The sequence below is a fragment of the Arthrobacter celericrescens genome, assembly GCF_003614925.1.
In the GTDB taxonomy this organism is placed as follows: domain Bacteria; phylum Actinomycetota; class Actinomycetes; order Actinomycetales; family Micrococcaceae; genus Arthrobacter; species Arthrobacter celericrescens.
In genome coordinates, this window is record NZ_QYLP01000021.1 from 25,664 (window position 1) to 43,591 (window position 17,928).

Annotated in this window: 21 protein-coding genes; 5 read left to right on the forward strand and 16 right to left on the reverse strand. The window is 67.6% G+C overall.

Features of this window, described 5'->3' with window-relative positions; translation table 11 throughout:
* Positions 1-53 precede the first annotated feature (53 nt).
* The 7 genes from D3654_RS04160 to D3654_RS04190 form a co-directional block, all read right to left on the reverse strand.
* Positions 54-1,337, reverse strand: coding sequence for a pyridoxal phosphate-dependent aminotransferase (locus D3654_RS04160; RefSeq protein WP_205571728.1), 1,284 nt, complete (start codon positions 1,335-1,337; stop codon positions 54-56).
* Entirely contained in the window at positions 1,334-2,182 is an 849-nt protein-coding gene (locus D3654_RS04165) for an SDR family oxidoreductase (RefSeq protein WP_120520263.1), read from the reverse strand. The genes D3654_RS04160 and D3654_RS04165 overlap by 4 nt, the downstream gene beginning before the upstream one ends.
* 91 nt (positions 2,183-2,273) lie before the next feature.
* Positions 2,274-3,296 (reverse strand): 5-oxoprolinase subunit C family protein, encoded by a 1,023-nt coding sequence (locus D3654_RS04170; protein ID WP_245413078.1) that lies wholly within the window; start codon positions 3,294-3,296, stop codon positions 2,274-2,276.
* Positions 3,293-4,105: a carboxyltransferase domain-containing protein gene (locus tag D3654_RS04175; RefSeq protein ID WP_120520265.1), complete on the reverse strand. Its 813-nt coding sequence runs from the start codon at positions 4,103-4,105 to the stop codon at positions 3,293-3,295. The genes D3654_RS04170 and D3654_RS04175 overlap by 4 nt, the downstream gene beginning before the upstream one ends.
* Before the next feature lie 38 nt (positions 4,106-4,143).
* Positions 4,144-4,947: a LamB/YcsF family protein gene (locus D3654_RS04180; protein ID WP_120520266.1), complete on the reverse strand. Its 804-nt coding sequence runs from the start codon at positions 4,945-4,947 to the stop codon at positions 4,144-4,146.
* A gap of 92 nt (positions 4,948-5,039) precedes the next feature.
* Complete coding sequence (locus tag D3654_RS04185) at positions 5,040-6,389, reverse strand: MFS transporter (RefSeq protein WP_120520267.1); 1,350 nt, start codon at positions 6,387-6,389, stop codon at positions 5,040-5,042.
* Positions 6,390-6,451: 62 nt separating this feature from the next.
* Complete coding sequence (locus D3654_RS04190; protein ID WP_120520268.1) at positions 6,452-7,084, reverse strand: RraA family protein; 633 nt, start codon at positions 7,082-7,084, stop codon at positions 6,452-6,454.
* A gap of 269 nt (positions 7,085-7,353) precedes the next feature.
* On the opposite strand from D3654_RS04190, the gene D3654_RS04195 reads away from it, so the two are divergent.
* Positions 7,354-7,812, forward strand: a complete 459-nt coding sequence (locus tag D3654_RS04195; protein ID WP_120520269.1) for an Lrp/AsnC family transcriptional regulator — start codon at positions 7,354-7,356, stop codon at positions 7,810-7,812.
* A gap of 83 nt (positions 7,813-7,895) precedes the next feature.
* Here the strand turns inward: D3654_RS04195 and D3654_RS04200 are convergent, their stop codons facing one another.
* Positions 7,896-8,423: an ankyrin repeat domain-containing protein gene (locus D3654_RS04200; RefSeq protein ID WP_120520270.1), complete on the reverse strand. Its 528-nt coding sequence runs from the start codon at positions 8,421-8,423 to the stop codon at positions 7,896-7,898.
* A 201-nt stretch (positions 8,424-8,624) separates the two neighbouring features.
* Between D3654_RS04200 and D3654_RS04205 the strand changes: the two genes are divergently transcribed.
* Both D3654_RS04205 and D3654_RS04210 read left to right on the forward strand, forming a co-directional pair.
* Positions 8,625-10,106, forward strand: a complete 1,482-nt coding sequence (locus D3654_RS04205) for a WXG100 family type VII secretion target (protein WP_120520271.1) — start codon at positions 8,625-8,627, stop codon at positions 10,104-10,106.
* A gap of 134 nt (positions 10,107-10,240) precedes the next feature.
* Positions 10,241-10,753 carry a hypothetical protein gene (locus tag D3654_RS04210; protein WP_342635085.1) on the forward strand — a complete coding sequence of 171 codons (513 nt, stop codon included), beginning with the start codon at positions 10,241-10,243 and terminating at the stop codon, positions 10,751-10,753.
* Positions 10,754-10,809: 56 nt separating this feature from the next.
* Here D3654_RS04210 and D3654_RS04215 read toward each other — a convergent pair whose 3' ends face one another.
* The gene (locus tag D3654_RS04215; RefSeq protein WP_120520272.1) at positions 10,810-11,265 is read right to left on the reverse strand and encodes an Lrp/AsnC family transcriptional regulator; all 456 of its coding nucleotides are present in this window, start codon (positions 11,263-11,265) and stop codon (positions 10,810-10,812) included.
* Between the two features lie 117 nt (positions 11,266-11,382).
* Here D3654_RS04215 and D3654_RS04220 point away from each other — a divergent pair, with 117 nt between their 5' ends.
* Positions 11,383-12,027 carry a LysE family translocator gene (locus D3654_RS04220; RefSeq protein WP_120520273.1) on the forward strand — a complete coding sequence of 215 codons (645 nt, stop codon included), beginning with the start codon at positions 11,383-11,385 and terminating at the stop codon, positions 12,025-12,027.
* 33 nt (positions 12,028-12,060) lie between these two features.
* Here D3654_RS04220 and D3654_RS04225 read toward each other — a convergent pair whose 3' ends face one another.
* The 3 genes from D3654_RS04225 to D3654_RS04235 form a co-directional block, all read right to left on the reverse strand.
* Positions 12,061-12,546: an SRPBCC family protein gene (locus D3654_RS04225; RefSeq protein WP_120520274.1), complete on the reverse strand. Its 486-nt coding sequence runs from the start codon at positions 12,544-12,546 to the stop codon at positions 12,061-12,063.
* A complete protein-coding gene (locus D3654_RS04230; RefSeq protein ID WP_120520275.1) occupies positions 12,543-12,881 on the reverse strand; it encodes an ArsR/SmtB family transcription factor in 339 nt (112 codons plus the stop codon). Before D3654_RS04230 ends, D3654_RS04225 begins: the two co-directional genes overlap by 4 nt.
* Before the next feature lie 135 nt (positions 12,882-13,016).
* Complete coding sequence (locus tag D3654_RS04235) at positions 13,017-14,009, reverse strand: hypothetical protein (protein WP_120520276.1); 993 nt, start codon at positions 14,007-14,009, stop codon at positions 13,017-13,019.
* Between the two features lie 168 nt (positions 14,010-14,177).
* On the opposite strand from D3654_RS04235, the gene D3654_RS04240 reads away from it, so the two are divergent.
* The gene (locus D3654_RS04240) at positions 14,178-14,657 is read left to right on the forward strand and encodes a DUF4383 domain-containing protein (protein WP_120520277.1); all 480 of its coding nucleotides are present in this window, start codon (positions 14,178-14,180) and stop codon (positions 14,655-14,657) included.
* Between the two features lie 119 nt (positions 14,658-14,776).
* On the opposite strand, the gene D3654_RS04245 is transcribed toward D3654_RS04240, so the two are convergent.
* From D3654_RS04245 to D3654_RS04260, 4 genes are all read right to left on the reverse strand, one after another.
* Positions 14,777-15,451: a response regulator gene (locus D3654_RS04245; RefSeq protein WP_120520278.1), complete on the reverse strand. Its 675-nt coding sequence runs from the start codon at positions 15,449-15,451 to the stop codon at positions 14,777-14,779.
* The gene (locus D3654_RS04250) at positions 15,444-16,772 is read right to left on the reverse strand and encodes a sensor histidine kinase (protein WP_245413079.1); all 1,329 of its coding nucleotides are present in this window, start codon (positions 16,770-16,772) and stop codon (positions 15,444-15,446) included. Before D3654_RS04250 ends, D3654_RS04245 begins: the two co-directional genes overlap by 8 nt.
* 139 nt (positions 16,773-16,911) lie before the next feature.
* On the reverse strand, positions 16,912-17,265 hold the full coding sequence (locus D3654_RS04255) for a VOC family protein (protein WP_120520279.1): 354 nt from the start codon (positions 17,263-17,265) through the stop codon (positions 16,912-16,914).
* A gap of 85 nt (positions 17,266-17,350) precedes the next feature.
* A complete protein-coding gene (locus tag D3654_RS04260; protein ID WP_120520280.1) occupies positions 17,351-17,851 on the reverse strand; it encodes a DUF456 domain-containing protein in 501 nt (166 codons plus the stop codon).
* Between the last annotated feature and the right edge of the window lie 77 nt (positions 17,852-17,928).

Sequence of the window (17,928 nt, forward strand, 5' to 3'; positions counted from 1 at the left end):
CAGATCCCAGCGTAGCGCCTGGGCCGAAGGAGCCGTGCCGAGGCCGGCGGGCCTCACCTCAGCTCCGCCAGGCCTGCCGCGAGACGCTCGACGCCGGCAGTGATCGCCTCGGTGCCGGCGGCGTAGGAAAGCCGGAGGTGGAACTCGCCGTGGCTGCCGAACTCGCTGCCGGGACGGACCGCGACTCCGTGGTTGCGCAGGTGGGTGACCATCGCCGCGGCCGGCAGGTCGGCGTCGTACTTCGGGAAAAGATAGAACGCGCCTTCCGGCGAGCTGACCGTCAGCCCCGGGATCCTGCGGAGTCCTTCGGCCATGAGCTCGCGTCGGAGGGAGTAGGAGGCGTGCATGCGTTCGATGTCCGGCCCGCAGGTCTTCAGCGCGGTCAGCGCGGCGTATTGCACGGCCTGGTTCATGGAGCCGTTGAAGGTGTTGTGCACGCGGGCGGCAGAGGCGATCACCTCGGAGGGGCCCCACAGGTAGCCCACGCGCCAGCCGGTCATGGCGTAGCTCTTGGAGAAGGTCTGGCAGTAGATGGTCCGGCCGCGCAGGCCTTCGACTTCCAAGGCCGAAGTGAACGGTTCCGGGGTGTAGACGAGGTCGCTGTAGGCCTCATCGGAGATCACCAGGGTGTCCGTCCCTTCCAGCATGTCCGCCAGCGCCTCGAGCTCCCGGCGGGAATGCACGATGCCCGTCGGGTTGGAGGGGTTGCAGAAGACGAAGAGCTTGGCGCCCTCCAGCGCGGAGGCGAGGGCCTCGAGGTCCCAGTGCAGGTCCTCGGCCAGCGGGACCGGGACGGTGATGCCGCCGGCCATGCTGACGAGGTCCGCATACAGGGAGTAGGTGGGGTCCGGGATGACCACGCGGTCGCCCGGGTTCACGATTCCCAGGATGGCGGCGGACAGGCCCGCGGTGCCGCCCTGGGTGATGAGCACGTCGCCGGAGCTGGCCACTCCGCCGAGGAGCCGGCTGATACGGGCAGCCAGCTCCTCGCGAAGCACCGGCTCGCCGAGCAACGGCGAGTAGTGGGTGTAGCCCTCTTCAAGGGCCTGCGCAGCCGCGGCGCGGACCTGCGCCGGGGTGTCGAAGTCGGGTTCGCCCATGGCCAGGGACACCAGCTTGCCCTTGGACTGGGGCTGCTGGACGCGCAGCGAGGTGCTCTGGACCCGCAGCACCGCCTCGGAAGGCTGGAAATGTGCGACGGCGGTGGCTGGCTCGAGGGTCATGGTGTTCCTGATCTGGGTGGTCGGCTGGGTTGTGCTGGGCTGGGTCGACGGGGCGGCTTGGGTTGGCGGAGCCGCCGACGACGTCTGGTTGGCGAAGAGCCTGCGGGCTTTCATTCCTGTTCCGCCTTGGTTTCCGGAGCGGCAGGGACGGCCGGGCCAACGCCCTCCGGGGCGCCCATCCAGCGGCTGATTTCGATGTCTCCGGAGGTGTCGCGCTGGACGGTGGGGGCGATGACCAGTTCCTGCACCACGGTGCGCTGCGGCAGGGTTGCCACGAGGTGGATGGCGCGGGCGACGTCCTCCGGCTGGACCATCCCGGCGCGTTCGTCGTCGCGGGGCGGCCGGGCACGGTTGTCCAGGATCGGCGTCGCGGTCTCCCCCGGGAGGATGGTGACGGCACGCAGTCCCTCGTTGCGGAAGGTGTTGTGAAGGTAGGTCATGAAGTTCCGCACGGCGGCCTTCGCCGCGCCGTAGGCCGCGCCGCCGAGGAGGTTGGGGTTGACGGCGGCCAGGGACGAGACGGTGATGATGGTGCCCGTCTTGCGCCCGAGCATGTCCGGCAGGACCGCCTGGCTGAGCAGGTAGACCGCGTTGAGGTTGACGTCCAGGACGCCGTTCCATTCATCTTCGCTGATCCAGCGGACGTTGAGCACCTTGCTGGCGCTTCCGGCGTTGTTCACCAGGAGGTCCACCGGCCCGAGGGTTTCACGGACCCAGGAGACCAGCGCCTCCACGTCTTCCTTGGCGGTGATGTCCGCCGCTCGGGCGAACGCACGGCCTCCGGCGGCCTCGATCTGCGCGGCGACTTCCTGCAGCACCTCAGCGCGCCGTCCGGTGAGGACCACGCTGGCACCCTCCGCGGCGAGCAGTTCCGCCGTCGAACGGCCCATTCCGGTGCCGGCACCGGTGACGATGGCTACCTTGCCGTCCAGGAGTCCCCTGTTCTCCGGAAGTCCCATGGTTCAGTCCTTAGTTTGATTTGAGATTGACATCACATTTGAGAAGAGTTTCTCATTTGAAAGGCGGGCGGTCAAGCCGCCCGGGCGGAATTCAGGCAGCGGGCGCTGGCAGCGCCGCATGCGGGAGCCCGACGGCGCCGAACACCGCGCGCACGCGCTCCTCCAGCAGTGCCAGGCCACGCTGCTGTTCACGGTAGGCCTCGACGGCCTGCTCGTTGCCGACCCAGCGGAACGTCATCTTCCGACCGGGACTGGCCTGGCCCAGCATCGGGAGCGAAGCCTTCGCGGCGATGGCGACGATCGGATAGCCGGCGGTCAGCGTGCGCGAACGGCCCAGGATGATGAGTTCATCCCCGTGCGGGATTTCGAACGCGCCGATCGGCACGCCATGGGAGACGATTTCGCCCAGTCCCTCCGGATGCACCACGGGGCCATCCAAGCGCAGGCCAACATGGTTGGATCTGGGGCCAACCGTGTAGTGGCTGGATTCCAACAGCTTCCGGATTCCGGGGGTGCGCCCGGTTTCCGGACCGTCGACGACGTCGATCGTCCACACCGCCGGGTTGAAGTCCGGCACGGGGACCGGCAGCCGGAACAGCGGCTGGTCAAGGTACGGGTGCGTGAAGCCGCGGTAGCGGGTGCGCAGGAGGATGCGCTGCCCGGCGGTGATCTGCTGCGGGAAGCCCATCCTGGCTTCGGGCGCGGCGCTGCCCATGAACCGCGGGGTGTCCAGGTGTCCGCTGAAGGCCAGGTAGTTCCGCATACCGCCCTTGGCGTTGGCGATGACCACGCGCGCGCCCGCAGGCAGGCACAGGGGTTCCCACATGGGAACGGGATCGCCGTTGACAGTGATGTCCGCCGGGACGCCGGTCACCGCGCACAGCACATCCCGCTCCGGTGTGAAGGAGAACCGGCCGCCCATGATTTCCAGGAGGGCGGCCTTCCGGCCGTTGCCGGCCAGGATGTTGGCGGTGGCCGCGGAGAGCTGGTCCGCCGCGCCGCCGCAGGGCACGCCGAGCGCCTCGGAGTCTTCACGGCCCAGGTCCTGGAAGGTGGAAAGCCAGCCGGCCTCGTGGACGGTCAGCGACACCGGATGTTCGTCAATGGCAGTCACAGCGCGCTCCCGGGCTGCCGGGCAGCGTCCGAGTCCGCCGCCGGCTGGTCCGCCGTGGCGGCCCGCAGGAACGTCCCCTCGAGGCCCTGCCATTCGCTTTCCGGGACCACCTCGAAGCGCACTGTGTCGCCCGGAAGGTACGACGTTGCCGGGTCCTCGCGGATATCGCAGATGGTCACGGGCGTGCGGCCGATGACCTTCCAGCCGCTGGGGCCGGGGAAAGGCTGGATGATGGCGTTGGTCCCGGCCACCATCACCGAGCCCGGCTCCACATTGGTGCGGGGTTCCCGGCAGCGGCTCACCTGGCCGGGGAACTTTACGCCGCCCATCATGGGGGCCATGGCGGCGGCCAGCAGGTTGATGGTCAGCGTGGAGGACGCAAACGCGGCCAGCACTGCTTCGGGGCTCATCCCGAGTTCCTCCGCAACGCCCGGAAGGTCCGGGGAGTACTCCTCGCTGACCACCATCGGGATCACGAAATGCGCCCGGGGAGGGGCAGCCGCCGCTCCGGAAAGGAGCCCGTCCCAGTCCGCCCCGGCGGCCGCCAGCCGGACGGTCTGCGCAAGCTGGCCGTGGCTGACTGCCAGGCAGTCGAACTCAAGCAGCAGCGACTCGACCCCGGCAACGACGTCGACCATTCCATACGGCCGCATGCCGAGGAGGAGGTCGCGGAGGCGGCCGGCCACGGCGCGCCGCACGCCGGCGTCGTCGCTTCTGGCCCGGAACATCAGGGCCGAATCGCCGAACGGTTCGGCCTCCAGCTCCGGCGGCTGCTTAGGGTGCCCGGTGGGGGCGGTGTTGGTGCTCATGGGTCCTGCCCGGTCGTGGTGGTCGGCTGCCGTCAGGTTCAGACCGCGGCGAGGCGGGCCTTTTCGGCCAGGACTTCCTGCAGGCCGGTGGCCTTGACGCCGGCGGCTTCCAGCGCGGCGCGCAGCGCGGTGCCGTTCTGGAGGACCTGCGGGTGGTCGCCGTGGAGGAGCACGACGTCGGCATCATGGCCGAGCGGGACCACCTTGCCGGTGACGGCGCGGACGGTTCCTTCGGTGACCACCTGGACCACGCGGCGGCCGATTTCCTCGGGGTCGTGCAGCAGTGCGCCTTCGCTGTTGCGGGAGACCGGCATGCCGTCCTCGCCGTAGCCGCGGTCGGCCAGGAAGACGTAGCCGACTTCGAGTCCGCGCTTGCGGGACTCGTCGGCGAGCAGGCCGTTCTGGCAGATCACGATGTAGGAGGGGTCGTAGGCCTTGATGGCGTCAGTGATGGCGCGGGCGTGCTTGGCGTCGGTCTGGGCGATGCTGCCCATGCGGCCGTGCGGGGCGACGTGGCTGATCTTGCCGCCGTGGATGCGCGCGAAGGCGTCCAGGGCGCCGATCTGGTAGAGCACGTCGGTGCGGATTTCCTCTTCGCTGGCCTCGATGAGGCGGCGGCCGAAGCCCACCAGGTCCGGGTAGCCGGGGTGCGCGCCGAGTTCGATGCCGCGCTCCACGCAGGCCTTGACGGTGGCGTCCATGACGCGCGGGTCACCGGCGTGGAAGCCGCAGGCGATGTTGGAGGCCGTGACCAGGCCCAGCAGGGCGTCGTCGTCGCCGATGGTGTAGTTTCCGTAGCTTTCGCCGAGGTCTGCGACGACGGCGACTGAGTTGATGCCCAAGGTGACTCCCGATGGTTCTCGTTTGTGGTGCTTATGGTCCAACGACGGCGGCCTGCCGGCAATGGCGGCAGGCCGCCGTCGTACGGGTTCTGTTAGTGGGTGGCCAGCGGCTGGCCCTTGGTTTCCTTCAGGAAGAAGACGGACACCAGGGTGATGATGGCGGTGCCGATCGCGGCGTACGCCGGGACCATGCTGTTGCCGGTGGCCTTGATGATTTCCGTCATGACCAGCGGGGCGCTGCCGCCGAAGATGATGGTGCTGATGCTGAAGCCGATGCTGTAGGCGCTGTAGCGGACCGTGGTGGGGAACATTTCTGTCAGCACGGTGTGCACCACGGCGGCGTGGCCGGAGAAGGCGATGGCCATGACCACGGTGGCGATGCAGGCCGGGAGCATTTGGCCCGAGGTGATCAGCCCGAACATCGGGTAGGACACCACGGCCATGAGCACGGCGGAGAGGGCGAGCACGGGCTTGCGGCCGATCCGGTCGGACAGGCGGGCCATCAGCGGGATGGAGATGATGATCGCCACCAGGCTGAAGGCTGTGACGGTCAGTGCCTGCAGCATGCTGAAGTTGTGTCCGCTGCCCAGTTGGGTCTTCAGGTAGGTGGGCATGTAGGCGAAGAGCAGGTAGTAGCCGGGGCCGTTCACCGCGGGGAGGAAGATGGTCAGCGCGATGGCCTTCAGGTGGCGCTTGGACGTGAATACGGCGCGCAGCGGGTTGCGCTCCACCTCGTTGCGCTCGCGGAGGGCGGCGAAATGCGGGGTGTCTTCCATCTTGGAGCGGATGTAGAAGCCGATGTAGCCCAGCGGCACGGCGAAGAGGAACGGCAGGCGCCAGGCCCAGGATTCCATGGTGGCGTCGCCCAAGGTGGTGATGAGGGTTGCGGAGAAGGCGCTGCCGAAGAGCAGGGCGCAGAAGGAACCCACGGCGATGAAGCTCATGGAGAAGTTGCGGTGCCTGTTGTGCGCGTACTCACCCACGAAGGCCATGGCGCCGGCCACCTCGCCGCCGGCGGAGAAGCCCTGCAGGATGCGGAGCAGGATCAGCAGCGCCGGAGCAGCCCAGCCGATCACCGACGAGGACGGGATGAGGCCGATGCAGGCGGTGGCGCCCGAGATGAGCAGCAGGAGCATCGCGAGGAGGTTCTTGCGGCCCAGCTTGTCGCCCAGGTAGCCGCAGATGATGCTGCCGAAGGGCCGGGCGAGGAAGCTGACCAGGAAGCCCACGTTGGTGAGCAGCAGGGACCCGAGGTCCTTGGAGCCCATGATGTTGATGGCCAGGTAGGTGGTCAGCAGGCCGTAAATGCCGTAGTCGTACCACTCCACGAAGGAGCCCATGGTGCCGGCGATCGTCGCCTTGCGCACCATCTTGCCGTCTGCGGTGACGACCTTGATTTGAGCGGTGTTCAGTTCCACTGAGTCCGTCGTTTGCTTTGTCATGTGGGGGGTGCTTTCAGTCTAGGAGGGGCCCGGGATGGGAGAAAGCCTTGCTGGGGTGGGGGTCAGTTGTATTCGCTGGTGATTTCGGCGGTCATTTCCGCCTCGTGTGCGGCGACGGCCTTCACGAGTTCGAGGATTTCCTCGGCGCGTGCCTGCGGGATGATGACGACGCCGTCGTCATCGGCGGCCACGATGTCACCGGCGGCGCACACGATGCCGCCGATCGCCACCGCTTCGCCGATTACCCCAGGGCCGTTCTTGAACGGACCTGCGGGGGTGACTCCGCGGGCGAAGACCGGGAACTTGATCTCGGCGATGGTGGCCCGGTCCCGGATGTAGCCGTCGATGACCGCGCCGGTGGCGCCGGCCGCCGCGAAGCGCTGCGAGAGCTGTTCGCCCACGAGGGCACGGTGCTCGTGCCCGAAACCGTTGATGACAACAACGTCGCCGGGCTCGATGTAGTTCAGGGCCTCGATGACGGCTGCGTTGTCGCCGGCGGCGCCGAGGACCGGCAGGGCGGCACCGACGCAGCGCGCGCCGGCCCACACCGTGCCGATGCGCCCGTCGACGATTCCGATCCGCTCCATGGCATCGCCGATGTTTGCCACCGGGAAGGCTTCGAAGGCCCGGACGAGTTCGCGGGACGGGCGGGTCCACGCCGCAGTGCGGACCGTGAGCTCGAGAGTTGTTGCCATTTTCTTCACCTGTCGTCTTTCGTCCCAAAAGACCTGCCCGAGGGCTCCGATCGTTTTGAGACTGGAATCACATATGAGAAGAGTTTCGCGTTTTAATCGGATGGCGTCAAGAGGCAGTGGTTACGGGCGTGTAAATCCGTCCTGGCGGGGCTCCCGCTCCGGGTTCCGGCCGGGCCTCCGGGAGTGAAGTCGTTTTGTACAGCACAATGGAAGGCGGGTGATCAATCTGGCCAGGCCTGAGCGCCGCCAGAGGCAGGAAGGCGAACACGATGCAGGAACTGGACGCAACGGACAAGCGCATCCTTGCAGCGCTCGACGACGATCCGCGCCTTCCGGTGATGGTGCTCGCCCAGCGCTTGGGCTTGGCCCGCGGCACCGTGCAGTCTCGGCTGGAGCGGATGTCCGAGTCCGGCGCGCTGCGGCCGAACAGCAGCCGCGTCGTGCCCGCGGCGCTCGGCCGCGGGGTGGCCGCGGCGGTGAGCGCCGAACTGGACCAGCACCGGCTGAACGAAGCCATCGCCGCGCTGCGGGACATCCCCGAGGTCCTGGAATGCCACGCCCCGGCCGGCGACACCGACCTCATCATCCGCGTAGTAGCCACCAGCCCGGACGACCTCTACCGGGTGTCCGAGGAAATCCGGCTCTGCCCGGGAATCGTGCGCACGTCCACGAGCATGTTCCTGCGCGAGGTGATCCCCTACCGGACCACCGGCCTGCTGCGGGGGTAGCCGCGAGGGCGAGCCGCCGCCGTCGGGTGTTCTCCATGACGTTAGGGGCGCGATTCCCGGATCGCCAAGCGGTGGCCGGCTGCTCAGCCAGCGAGCATCGCGTTTAGTGCAGCTCGTTCCTGAGGTGTATACGTATCCTCGTCCTCGGCGAGTAATCCTGCGGGTGTGCGGCCCAGTCCGTCTCGAGCGCCCCGGTTTGCCCCGCCCCGACAGAGCGCTTCGATGGCTGCTGGGTTCCCGCGGGTGACCGCTTCATGCAGCGGCGTCACCCCTCCATCGGCCTCGGCATCCACATCCGCTTCTGCGGCGAGGAGAATCTCAACCGCCTTGCGGCCAGCTCCTACGGCGTAGTGCAGGGCGGTGCGTCCGGTCTTGTCGCGCCTCGATACGTCGGCCCCGGCCGAAAGGAGGAGCTGTGTGACAACGACCCGGTCAGCGTCATAGAAGGGTTCGAGCTCATTAACCGACTCCATCAAGGGCGTCACATCAGTGGTGTCCGACCCGTAGTCGTCAACCCGGACACCGACGTCCAACAATTCGCGGACAAGTGCGACGTCGTCGCTCCACACGGCAAATCCCAAGGTGCGCGGCGTTCCCGGCTTCGACGGCATGCTCTAATCATCCATCGAGAATGGAGATCTCCTCGGGATTCACCGACCAATCAATGTGGCTGTCGGAGAATTCCAATATTCACAGCGACCAGTGTCCCCAGGGCACCTCTCCCCATCGCCGCCCGGCGCGGCGGGCCGTAGGATCGGCAATGCCGGAACGGCTGGCACAATGTGGGGCACAGACATTCGCTCGGGGGAATCATGTCCGGAACTTTCTACGGTGCAGACGTCGCACAGTTGCGCCAGCTCGCCAAGACCATGGCGGGCGGGGCGCACAAGCTTTCGGCCCTGGGCCAGCAGCTAAGCAGCACGCTGGCCGGCACCGGATGGCGCGGGGCCGACGGCGAGCGCTTCCGCAGCGACTGGAGCTCCGCCCACCTGCCCGCCCTCAAAAAGGCCGCCGGAGAGATGGAAGCTGCCAGCAAGGCGCTGCTGAAGAACGCGGACGAACAGGACAAGGCAAGCACCGGTAGCAACGGTTCAAGCGGTCAAGGCAACGGGCCGGGAGGTCCCGGAGGTCCGGCCGGGGAGCTCACGGACAAGCTCGAAGGCATGACCCCGGCCGAACGGAAGGCCTACCTGGCCAGCGACGAGTTCAAACAGTGGGCGCTGGAACACCCGGAGGCTGCGAAGGCGGCCATGGACGCAGCCGCCGACTCCGGCCTGATCAGCAAGAACTCCCCGGAGTACGCCGATTTCCTGAGCGACTACTGGAACCAGCAGGCGATGCGCGAGATGGGCATCGACCCTGCCACGTGGGACACCTCCAAGGGCACCGAGTACAACTGGGAGACCATCAAGAAGGTGTACGACTACTACGGCCAGGCCTACCTGGAGAACCCGGACCTGCAGTGGGCGGGCATGGCCAACATGATCGGGCCGTCGTTTGCCGGCGGCTTCAAGGACATGGCGTTGATGCGGGATCTGGCGCAGCAGATCACCGACAACCCGGTGTCCGACATTCCGCTGCCGGTCCTGGACCAGCTGGAGCAGCTGGCCGGGATGACGGACCAGGAGATCAAGTTCTACGAGACTTCCATGCTGGACATGAACAAGGAGATCTTCCTCGACCAGGCCCGCCAGCACGAGGCGTACATGAACGGCGGCATCGAGGAGATCAACCGGCTGCGGGATTCGGGCGCCATCGACGCCGGCACAGCCCAGGCCTGGGCGCAGATCGATTCCGGCGACCCCGCCGAGATCCAGAAGGGCAACACGGCGCTCCTGTACCGCGAGCAGAACGAGATCATCGCCGACGACTACGTCACCATGAAGAACCACCCGGGCGGCGAGGCCGTCACCTACATGGTCACCCTCGCGGGCGAGCCCTCCATCCCCGGCGCGAAGAGTTTCCCCGAGGTGTTCCCGTACACCTACAGCGTGGAGAGCCCCGGCCCGGAGAAGGTGCCGGTGACCGGCTGGGACAACCCGCTCCAGTTCCGCACCGACTTCACCACCGGATTCCCGGGCGGGAACATCGCCGACGCCGACTCCCGCTGGGCGCTCATCAGCCAGGACACCCTGCCGGCGTACCAGAACCTGCTCGCCACGGACCCCGACCGCGCCCGGGACATCATCGCCTCGGACTTCAACGGCCGCGTCGAGGAACACCGCCCCCTCAACAACATTCCGGACATCACGGGGCGCTTCCTGTCCGGTTTCGACGTCGAGGTCCACCAGTGAGGCCGCCGCTGCGGAACGCAGCCCGCACCAGCGCCGCGGCACTGGCCGCCGCTGCGTGCCTCGTCCTCGCCGCCTGCCAACTCCCCGGTTCCGCCACACCCGCCCAGACGCCTCACTCTTCGCAAGGGAGCACCGTGAACACCTCCGACTTCTCCACCCTGGACCCCGCCGGCGTCGACAGGATCCGCACCGAGCTCCGCGCCCGGCTGGACCTGAGCAGCGGCAAGCTGCTGAAGTCCGCCGTCGGCGTCTCGGACACCAGCTACGGACCCGAAATCAACACGCAGGACGAGGGCAAGATCAAGCTCACCATTGTGGCGCCCGCCGGCGAGATCAGCGGGGAAACGGACCGCCTCCGCTTCAACACCACCAACATCCAGCCCGACTTCAGCGAGATCACCTATTTCCTCACCGCGGACTCCCCGGAAGAGTTCTTCGCGCTGATCCGCGACGGCGTCGAAAAGTACGGGATCGACGGCGACTCCGCCGAGGGCTGGATCAGCTCGGCGAGCGCCGATCCGCAGATGAAGAGCGACTTTTCCATCACCAGCGGCACCAGCACGGGCCTGGACGTCAACTACGACCTGCGCTACGACGGCAGCAAGGACGTGCAGGTCGTCATCGTCCATGTCAGGCCGGTCGAATAGCCGGAGCCGGCTGGCTGGCTGGCTGACCTGGGCGGCCCCGCCCTCCCCGGGGCAGCCTAGACCGGCGGCCCGGCGTTGCCCTTGAGGTTCTTCATCACCAGGGTCGAGGTGAGGCGTTCGACGGCGGGCAGGGACGAAAGCTGTTCGTCGTAGAAGCGCTGGTAGGCGGGCAGGTCCACGGCGATCACGCGGAGCATGTAGTCCGGTGATCCGAACAGCCGCTGGGCCTCGATGATGTTGGGCAGGGCGGCCACCCGTTCCTCGAAATCGGCCACCGTGGTGCGCTCCACCTTGGCCATGGTGACAAATACGATCGCTTCGAATCCCAGGCCGATCGCGGCCGGATCGATGTCCGCCCGGTACCCGCGGATGACCCCGGACGACTCCAGGTCGCGCAGCCTGCGGTGGCAGGGCGCAACCGTCAACCCCACCTTCGCGGCGAGTGCCGTGGCCGTCATCCGGCCGTCCTCTTTGAGGTGGCGCAAAATAGTTCTGTCGATTCCGTCAATCACGCAAATATCTTACCCAGATAGCGGTTGAGTGAGATAAAAACGGGAACACTTATGGCGCGTTTTTCCCTAGGGTTTTCCTTGTCGGGACCATCCCGGCGGATCGACCCAGGAGCCACCGTGAACCCCCAGCTGTTCCTCGCCTTCACCATTGTTTCCATCACCTTGGCGTGCACTCCTGGCGTGGACTGGGCGTACTCCATTGCGGCCGGGCTGCGCCGGCGCAGCTTCGTGCCGGCGGTGGCCGGGTTGTGCAGCGGCTACGTGGTGCACACGGTGCTGATGGCACTCGGCCTCGCGGCACTGCTGGCCGGCGTGCCGGGGCTCCTTGGCTGGCTGATGGTGGCCGGCGCGGCGTACCTGCTCTGGCTGGGCTTCAGTACCCTCCGCTCCTGGCGCGGTGCGCGCTTCAGCGCGGAGGACGCCGTCGGGCAGTCCCACAACCAGCTCCGCAGCTTCCTGCTGGGCATGGGCACCAGCGGCATCAACCCGAAGGGCCTGTTGTTCTTCCTGGCGCTGGTGCCGCAGTTCGTGAGCCCGGAGGCATCGCTGCCCGTTCCCGTGCAGTCGGGTGTGCTGGGCCTGACGTTCGTGCTGCTCGTGGCGATGATCTACACGGGTGTCGCCCTGGCGTCGCGCAAGCTGCTGCATTCGCGGCCGGCGGCGGCCCGGGTGGTGACGCTGGCGAGCGGCATGGTGATGGTGGGGCTCGGCGTCGTGCTGCTGGCCGAGCAGATCATCCCGCTCGTGACCCGGACCGCCTGAGCCGCCCGCTTCCGGCCCGCCTCAGGCGGGTCGTTACACTCGCTGGGCGGCCGCCAGGAGTTCATCGAGCCGTTCGTAGCCTTCGATCACCCCGGAGTTCATGCCGCTGCCGATGGCCATGTCCCGCGCTTCGACCGTGGGGTAGACGTCGTGGATGGAAATCCGGGAGCGCCCGCCGCCGAGGTCCTCGAACCTGGTGGTGCCGATGCCCACCTCGCCGGGAGCCCCGGAGAATTCGAAGGTCATGATGAGGAGCTTGCCCGGCTCGACCGCATGGAAGACCCCGCTGAAGCTGAATTCGTAGCCTTCGCTGCTGGCGCCGTCGAAGCTCCAGCGGCCGCCCACGCGGGTGTCGTACCTGATGTTCTCCACCTTGTCCTCGCGCGGGCCCAGCCACTGGACCATCAGCTCGGGCTCCACGTGGGCACGGTAGACGGTGTCCACGGGGGCGTCGAATTCGCGGACCGTCTCGACGAACGGAACGCCGGATTCTGCCGTGATGTTGGTTGGATTGCTCATTGTTCCCCGCTCCTTGGAGTCTGCGCGGATTCTGGGGTCCGCGCGGAGGCCTGGTTTTCCAGGAGGGCGTCCAGCCTCCGGTAACGCCCTTCCGCTTCGAGCCGGTACCGGTCGATCCACGCGGTGAGCCGCTCCAGCGCTGCCGCATCCAGATGGACGGGGCGCCGCTGGGCGTCGCGTGAACGGGTGACCAGGCCGGCCTGTTCCAGGACCTGGATGTGCTTGGACACGGCCTGCTTGGTGATCGCGAATGGTTCGGCGAGTTCGTTGACCGTGGCGTCGCCGCGCGACAGCCTGGCCACGATGTCCCTCCGGACCGGATCCGCGAGGGCCATGAAGGCCCTATCAAGCCGGGCCGCATCGAGCGGGTCCTGGTGTGGCACTTCCCACCTCTTATGCAACCATCTAGTTGATCAACCAACTAGTTGACTAAAGGATAGACCCGCACCGCCCCGTGCACAAGGGTTCCCTCAATCCCCGCCGAGGTCCTTCCAGTCCTGCTCCCAGAGCCGGCGCATCTCGGCGTCCTTGCGGATCAGCCCGCCCTCCAGCGCGCCGCTCGTGCTGGCCCCGCCGGAGGTTCCACCCTCCCGCCGGGACCCGGGCAGCAAAGCCCGCCGGCCGGCGTCGAACGCCAGGAGCGCGCGGTCGGTGAGCGCGTCGTTGCGCAGGGCGAGGCTGGTCTTCCGTCGCCGCAGCACCTCGGACAGCGCCGCCTGCGCCGCGGGCCGCTCGCCCAGCGCGCGCAGGGACCTCGCCCGGAGGAGCAGGAGGGCGGCGGACAGGTCGTCCGCGTTCTCGAGGCCTTCGGTCCAGCCGACGACGTTGCGGTGCCGGCCGAGTGCCGACGCCGCCGTGCAGCGGGCCAACGCGGAAGGGAGCGACGCCGGCAGGCTGGCCAGCGCGTCGAGCGCGGCGTCCGTCCGGCCCGCCTCCCGCAGGCAGTGCGAGAGGGCCAGGAACACGGATTCTTCGCTGAACAGCACCTGTACCTCGACACGCTCGGCGACCTCGATGGTGCTGACCACGCGGCCAAGGTACGCGGCGGAGAACTGGCTGGCGGCGTCGTCGATCCTGGTGGAGATGCCCAGCCGCAGCAGCTCGGCCGCGCGCAGGTAGCTGCCGTGCTTGTAGGCGAGCAGGCCGGCCAGGACCTGGCAGAGACCGGCCCAGCCAGGGTTGGACCGGGCGAGGAGCAGCAGGCGTTCGGGCTCGGTGCCGGTGAAGACCGCGGCGTGCATGGTCTTCGCGGTGCGGCCGGCGAACCGCTTGAGCGGCGGCACATCCCCTGCGACGGACAGCCGGTCCGCGCTTCGCCTCCGCAGCACCCCTGAAACGGCTCCGCCCACGCCGTCTGCGAGGCCGCTCGCCGGGGTACGGACGCGCGCTCGGCGGAACGGGGTGAGGTCCCGGGTGTCGCGGTAGGCGCCGTGATCCGGGGGAACGGGGTGCCCGGCAGTCATCTGTCCATGCTATCCATGCCCCGCCACTACAGGCCGCCCGCTGGGCCTCCCCTCTATTTCCGGGGTTATCGGGAGTAAACTATGGCTGTCGGCAGGGTTCCGACAGCTCCTTGCCGCAAAACGGCCAGCCACCCGGCGGGCCGGTACACATTGTGGTTGGGAGGAGTTATGACCACCGCTTCACACCCGGCACAGCACCACCATGTGATGGGGCTCTCGCTGCACAACACGGCGCTGGGTTTGGGCTGGGTATTCCTGGTCGTTGGTGTCCTTGGATTCATCCCGGGCATCACGAGCAACTACGGCGCCATGACCTTTGCTGGGCATGAGTCGGGCGCCATGCTTCTTGGAATTTTCCAAGTCTCAATTCTGCACAACATCGTCCACATGCTGTTCGGTGCGGCCGGCCTGTACATGGCCAGGACCTCCCGCATGGCACGTGGGTTCCTGGTGGGCGGCGGCATCGTCTACCTGGCCCTGTGGATCTACGGTCTCGTGATCGGTGGGGACTCGATGTCAGGCGCCAACTTCGTGCCGTTCAACACCGCCGACAACTGGCTGCACCTTGCACTCGGTATCGTGATGGTCGGTGTGGGCCTGTGGCTTGGCCGTGATGCCAGAGAGGAGACGAAGGGCCGCGCCATGTAGCGCGCCTTCCACTTCGAAAACACCACAATTTGACACTACGACGGCGACCGTCCCCTTCGCGGGGCGGCCGCCGCTTTGCGTGTGGGATGTTTGGGCGCCTCGGGCGTGGTGTGGGTGGCTCAGCCGAGGAGGCGGTGTTCGTAGGCGAAGGCGACCAGCTGCAGCCGGGTCCGCAGGCCGAGTTTCACGAGCAGGCTGCGCAGGTGGGTCTTGACGGTGGCCTCCGAGACGAAGAGTCCCTGGGCCATGTCCGCATTGGACAGTCCTTTGGCGGCCAGCAGGAAGACTTCCCGCTCCCTCCCCGAGAGCCCGTCCAGGACAGCTAGGTCCGGACCCGAGACGGGAACGGTCCGGGCGGCATGCTGGAACAATTCGTGGACCGAGCCGGGCGCGATCACGGAGTAGCCGGAATACACGGTGCGTATGGCGGCCAGGAGGAATTCGGGTTCGGCGCTCTTGAGCAGGTATCCGCTCGCCCCCGCCTGGACCGCGTCCACCACGGCCTGGTCGCGGTTGAAGGTGGTGAGCGCGATGATCTTCGGATTGTCCACGCCGGCGGCCATGGACTCTTCGGTGATCCGGCGGGTGGCCTCCACGCCGCCCACCACCGGCATCCTGAGGTCCATCAGCATGACATCCGGCCGCTGTTCCGCTGCCCGCTCCACCGCGGGTCCGCCGTCGTCGGCTTCCCAGGCCAAAGCCATGTCCGGCTGGCTTTGGACCAGCATCCGGATTCCCGCGCGGAAGAGCGGCTGGTCGTCCACAAGTGCCACGGCGATGGGTTTCTCAACCATGGGCAGCGCTTTCCTTTTCGGCGTCCGCAGGTTCCTGGGCGTCCAGCGGCGCCGAGCCGCCGCCCGAACCGGACAACGCGCGTGATCCGTACGGGATGAAGACCGTGACCCGGAACTGTTCCCCGTCCGGTCCGGCGGTGAGCCAGCCGCCGGCCAGGTGGGCACGCTCCCGCATCCCGGGGATGCCGCGCCCGGCGCGGACCGGAGTGCCGCCGTCGTCCGCTCCCCCATTCACAGCGGACGACGGCAGGTTCGAAGCAGCGTGGATAGTGAGGCCGGGCCCGCTCCAGTCTAGGTGCAGGCGCGCGGCCGTGCCGCGGCCGCCGTGCTTGAGGGCGTTGGTCAGGCATTCCTGGACGATCCGGAAGACCGCGAGCTGCTGGCCCGCGCCGAGCTCCACGGGATGCCCGGTTTCGCTTTGCTGCACCCGGAGGCTGCCCTGCCGCATCCGCTCAACCAGCGGTCCCACGTCGCTGAGCCGGGGCTGGGGAGTGACCAGACCGTCGTCGCGGACTCCTTCGATGACGCACTGCGCGTCGACCAGCGCGTGCCGTGCGGAGACCGCGATGTTCTCCAAGGCGTCGAGGACGGGCTTGGGCTGGTCCTTGCTGAGGTAGCGGGTGCCGTCTGCCTGGGCCGCGATGACGGCAAGCGAATGGGCCAGCACGTCGTGCAGGTCCCGGGCGATCCGGGTGCGTTCCTGCTCGATCACCAGTTCAACTTCGGCCTCCTTGAGGCTCGCCTGCGCCTCGTTTCGGGCCAGGAAGAGGGTGCCGCGTTCCTGGTACAGCCGCAGTGCAATCCCTACGGCGGCGCATCCGGCGGCGATGAGGAGAAGAAGCGCGAAGAGCTGCCAGCCGTAGTTATAGAACGCCCAGCGGTCGCCCATGTAGAGGGGCGCGAACCAGCCGACCCCGTAGCCGTACCGCCACGAGATCATCAGGAAGGTCATCGTGGCCGCGAAGACCACATTGGCAATGCCCGCGATCAGCCGAACCCGGGCCGGTGCGGTCCAGAGGATGAAGGCCAGGGCGATGAAGGAGCCCAGGTAGATGGCCCAATGGTTGGAGTGCATCGCCGGGAAGATGTAGCTCAACTGGCCGCCCAGGAGCAGTGCCGTGAGCCCTAGCGACGCGAATGGCTGCCACACAGAGACGGCGATGGCGAGAGTCATCAGCACGAGCGGCCAGGTGCCGGGCCAGTACGTCAGGCCTGGCCACGGCCCCATCCTGCCCGCTTCGCCCACGCTCCACAGCGTGAAGAAGATGACGGCCGCCGCAGGGGCGCCCCAATGCCGCACAACTTTCAGTATCTGTTCCATGCCAGCCACGATATCCACGCGGATCAGCCCGAACGCGCCGATCCGCGGCGAGCGGTGCCGATCTCCACCTGGAAGCCAGCGGATTCATCCTCTGGGTTAGCTGACGGCGGTACGTGGGGCACCCCGCGGGCGGCACTCCTTACCAGGACACCAGGCAGAACGGGTGGCCGGCGGGGTCGAGATAGACGCGGAAGGTCTTGTCCTGGTGCTCCTTGGTGGCACCGAGCGCAAGGACCTTTTCCTCGGCCTCGTCCAGGTTTCCGACCTTCACATCCACGTGCATTTGCTGCGGGTGCTCGGCGGAGGGCCATTGCGGTGGGATCAGCTTGTCGACCCGCTGGAAGGCCACGGCAGGGCGGTCGGCGGCGTCGCCGATGGTGATCCAGTCGGCGTCGCCCTCCACCCGCTGCATGCCGAGCAGTTCCTGATAGAAGCGGGCCATGGGTTCAATGTCTTCACAGTCGATAACGAGTGCGTGGAATTTTCCGATCATGTGCCCGACTATGCCCGAGCCGATACAACGGTTGCTATGGGGATGCGGACAGTTGCGGTCCGCATGAGCGGTTTCCCTCCTGCCGTCAGCTGAGCGCGGCGACCCACACGCCGATCGCCCAGGTGCTGGCCGCCAGGCAGGCCAGGCCGAACTCGGCCAGGATGCCCAGGCCCGTGGCCTTGAGCGCGGCGAGGCTGGAGGTCACAGCCGTCCTGAACGCGCGCGTGCGCAGGAGTTCACTCAGCAGGAGCCCGACGGCGAATCCCACAAAGAGCCCCACGACGGGGATTGCGAACATCCCCACCACCGCCAGGGCGATCCCGACAAGGACGGAGCGGTTGGGGATGCCGTGCTGCTTGAGTTTCCGCCCGGTGAGGATGGCACTGGAAGCCATGCCCACGGCCACGAGGGTCAGCCCAATTCCGAAGACCACCCAGCCCGTGACGCCAGCGCCACCCCACAGCGCCCAGGCCAGCAGGCTCGCGCCGACCAGGATGCTTCCGGGCAGTACAGGGATGACGGTGCCCGCCACGCCGACAGCAATGGCCAGGCCGCACAAGATCGTTACGATGGTTTCAGCGGTCATTCCCCGAGCCTACGCGGCTCGCCGCCCGGTCAACCCTGCCGAAACCTCCAACGACAAATAACGACGGCGGCGCTCCC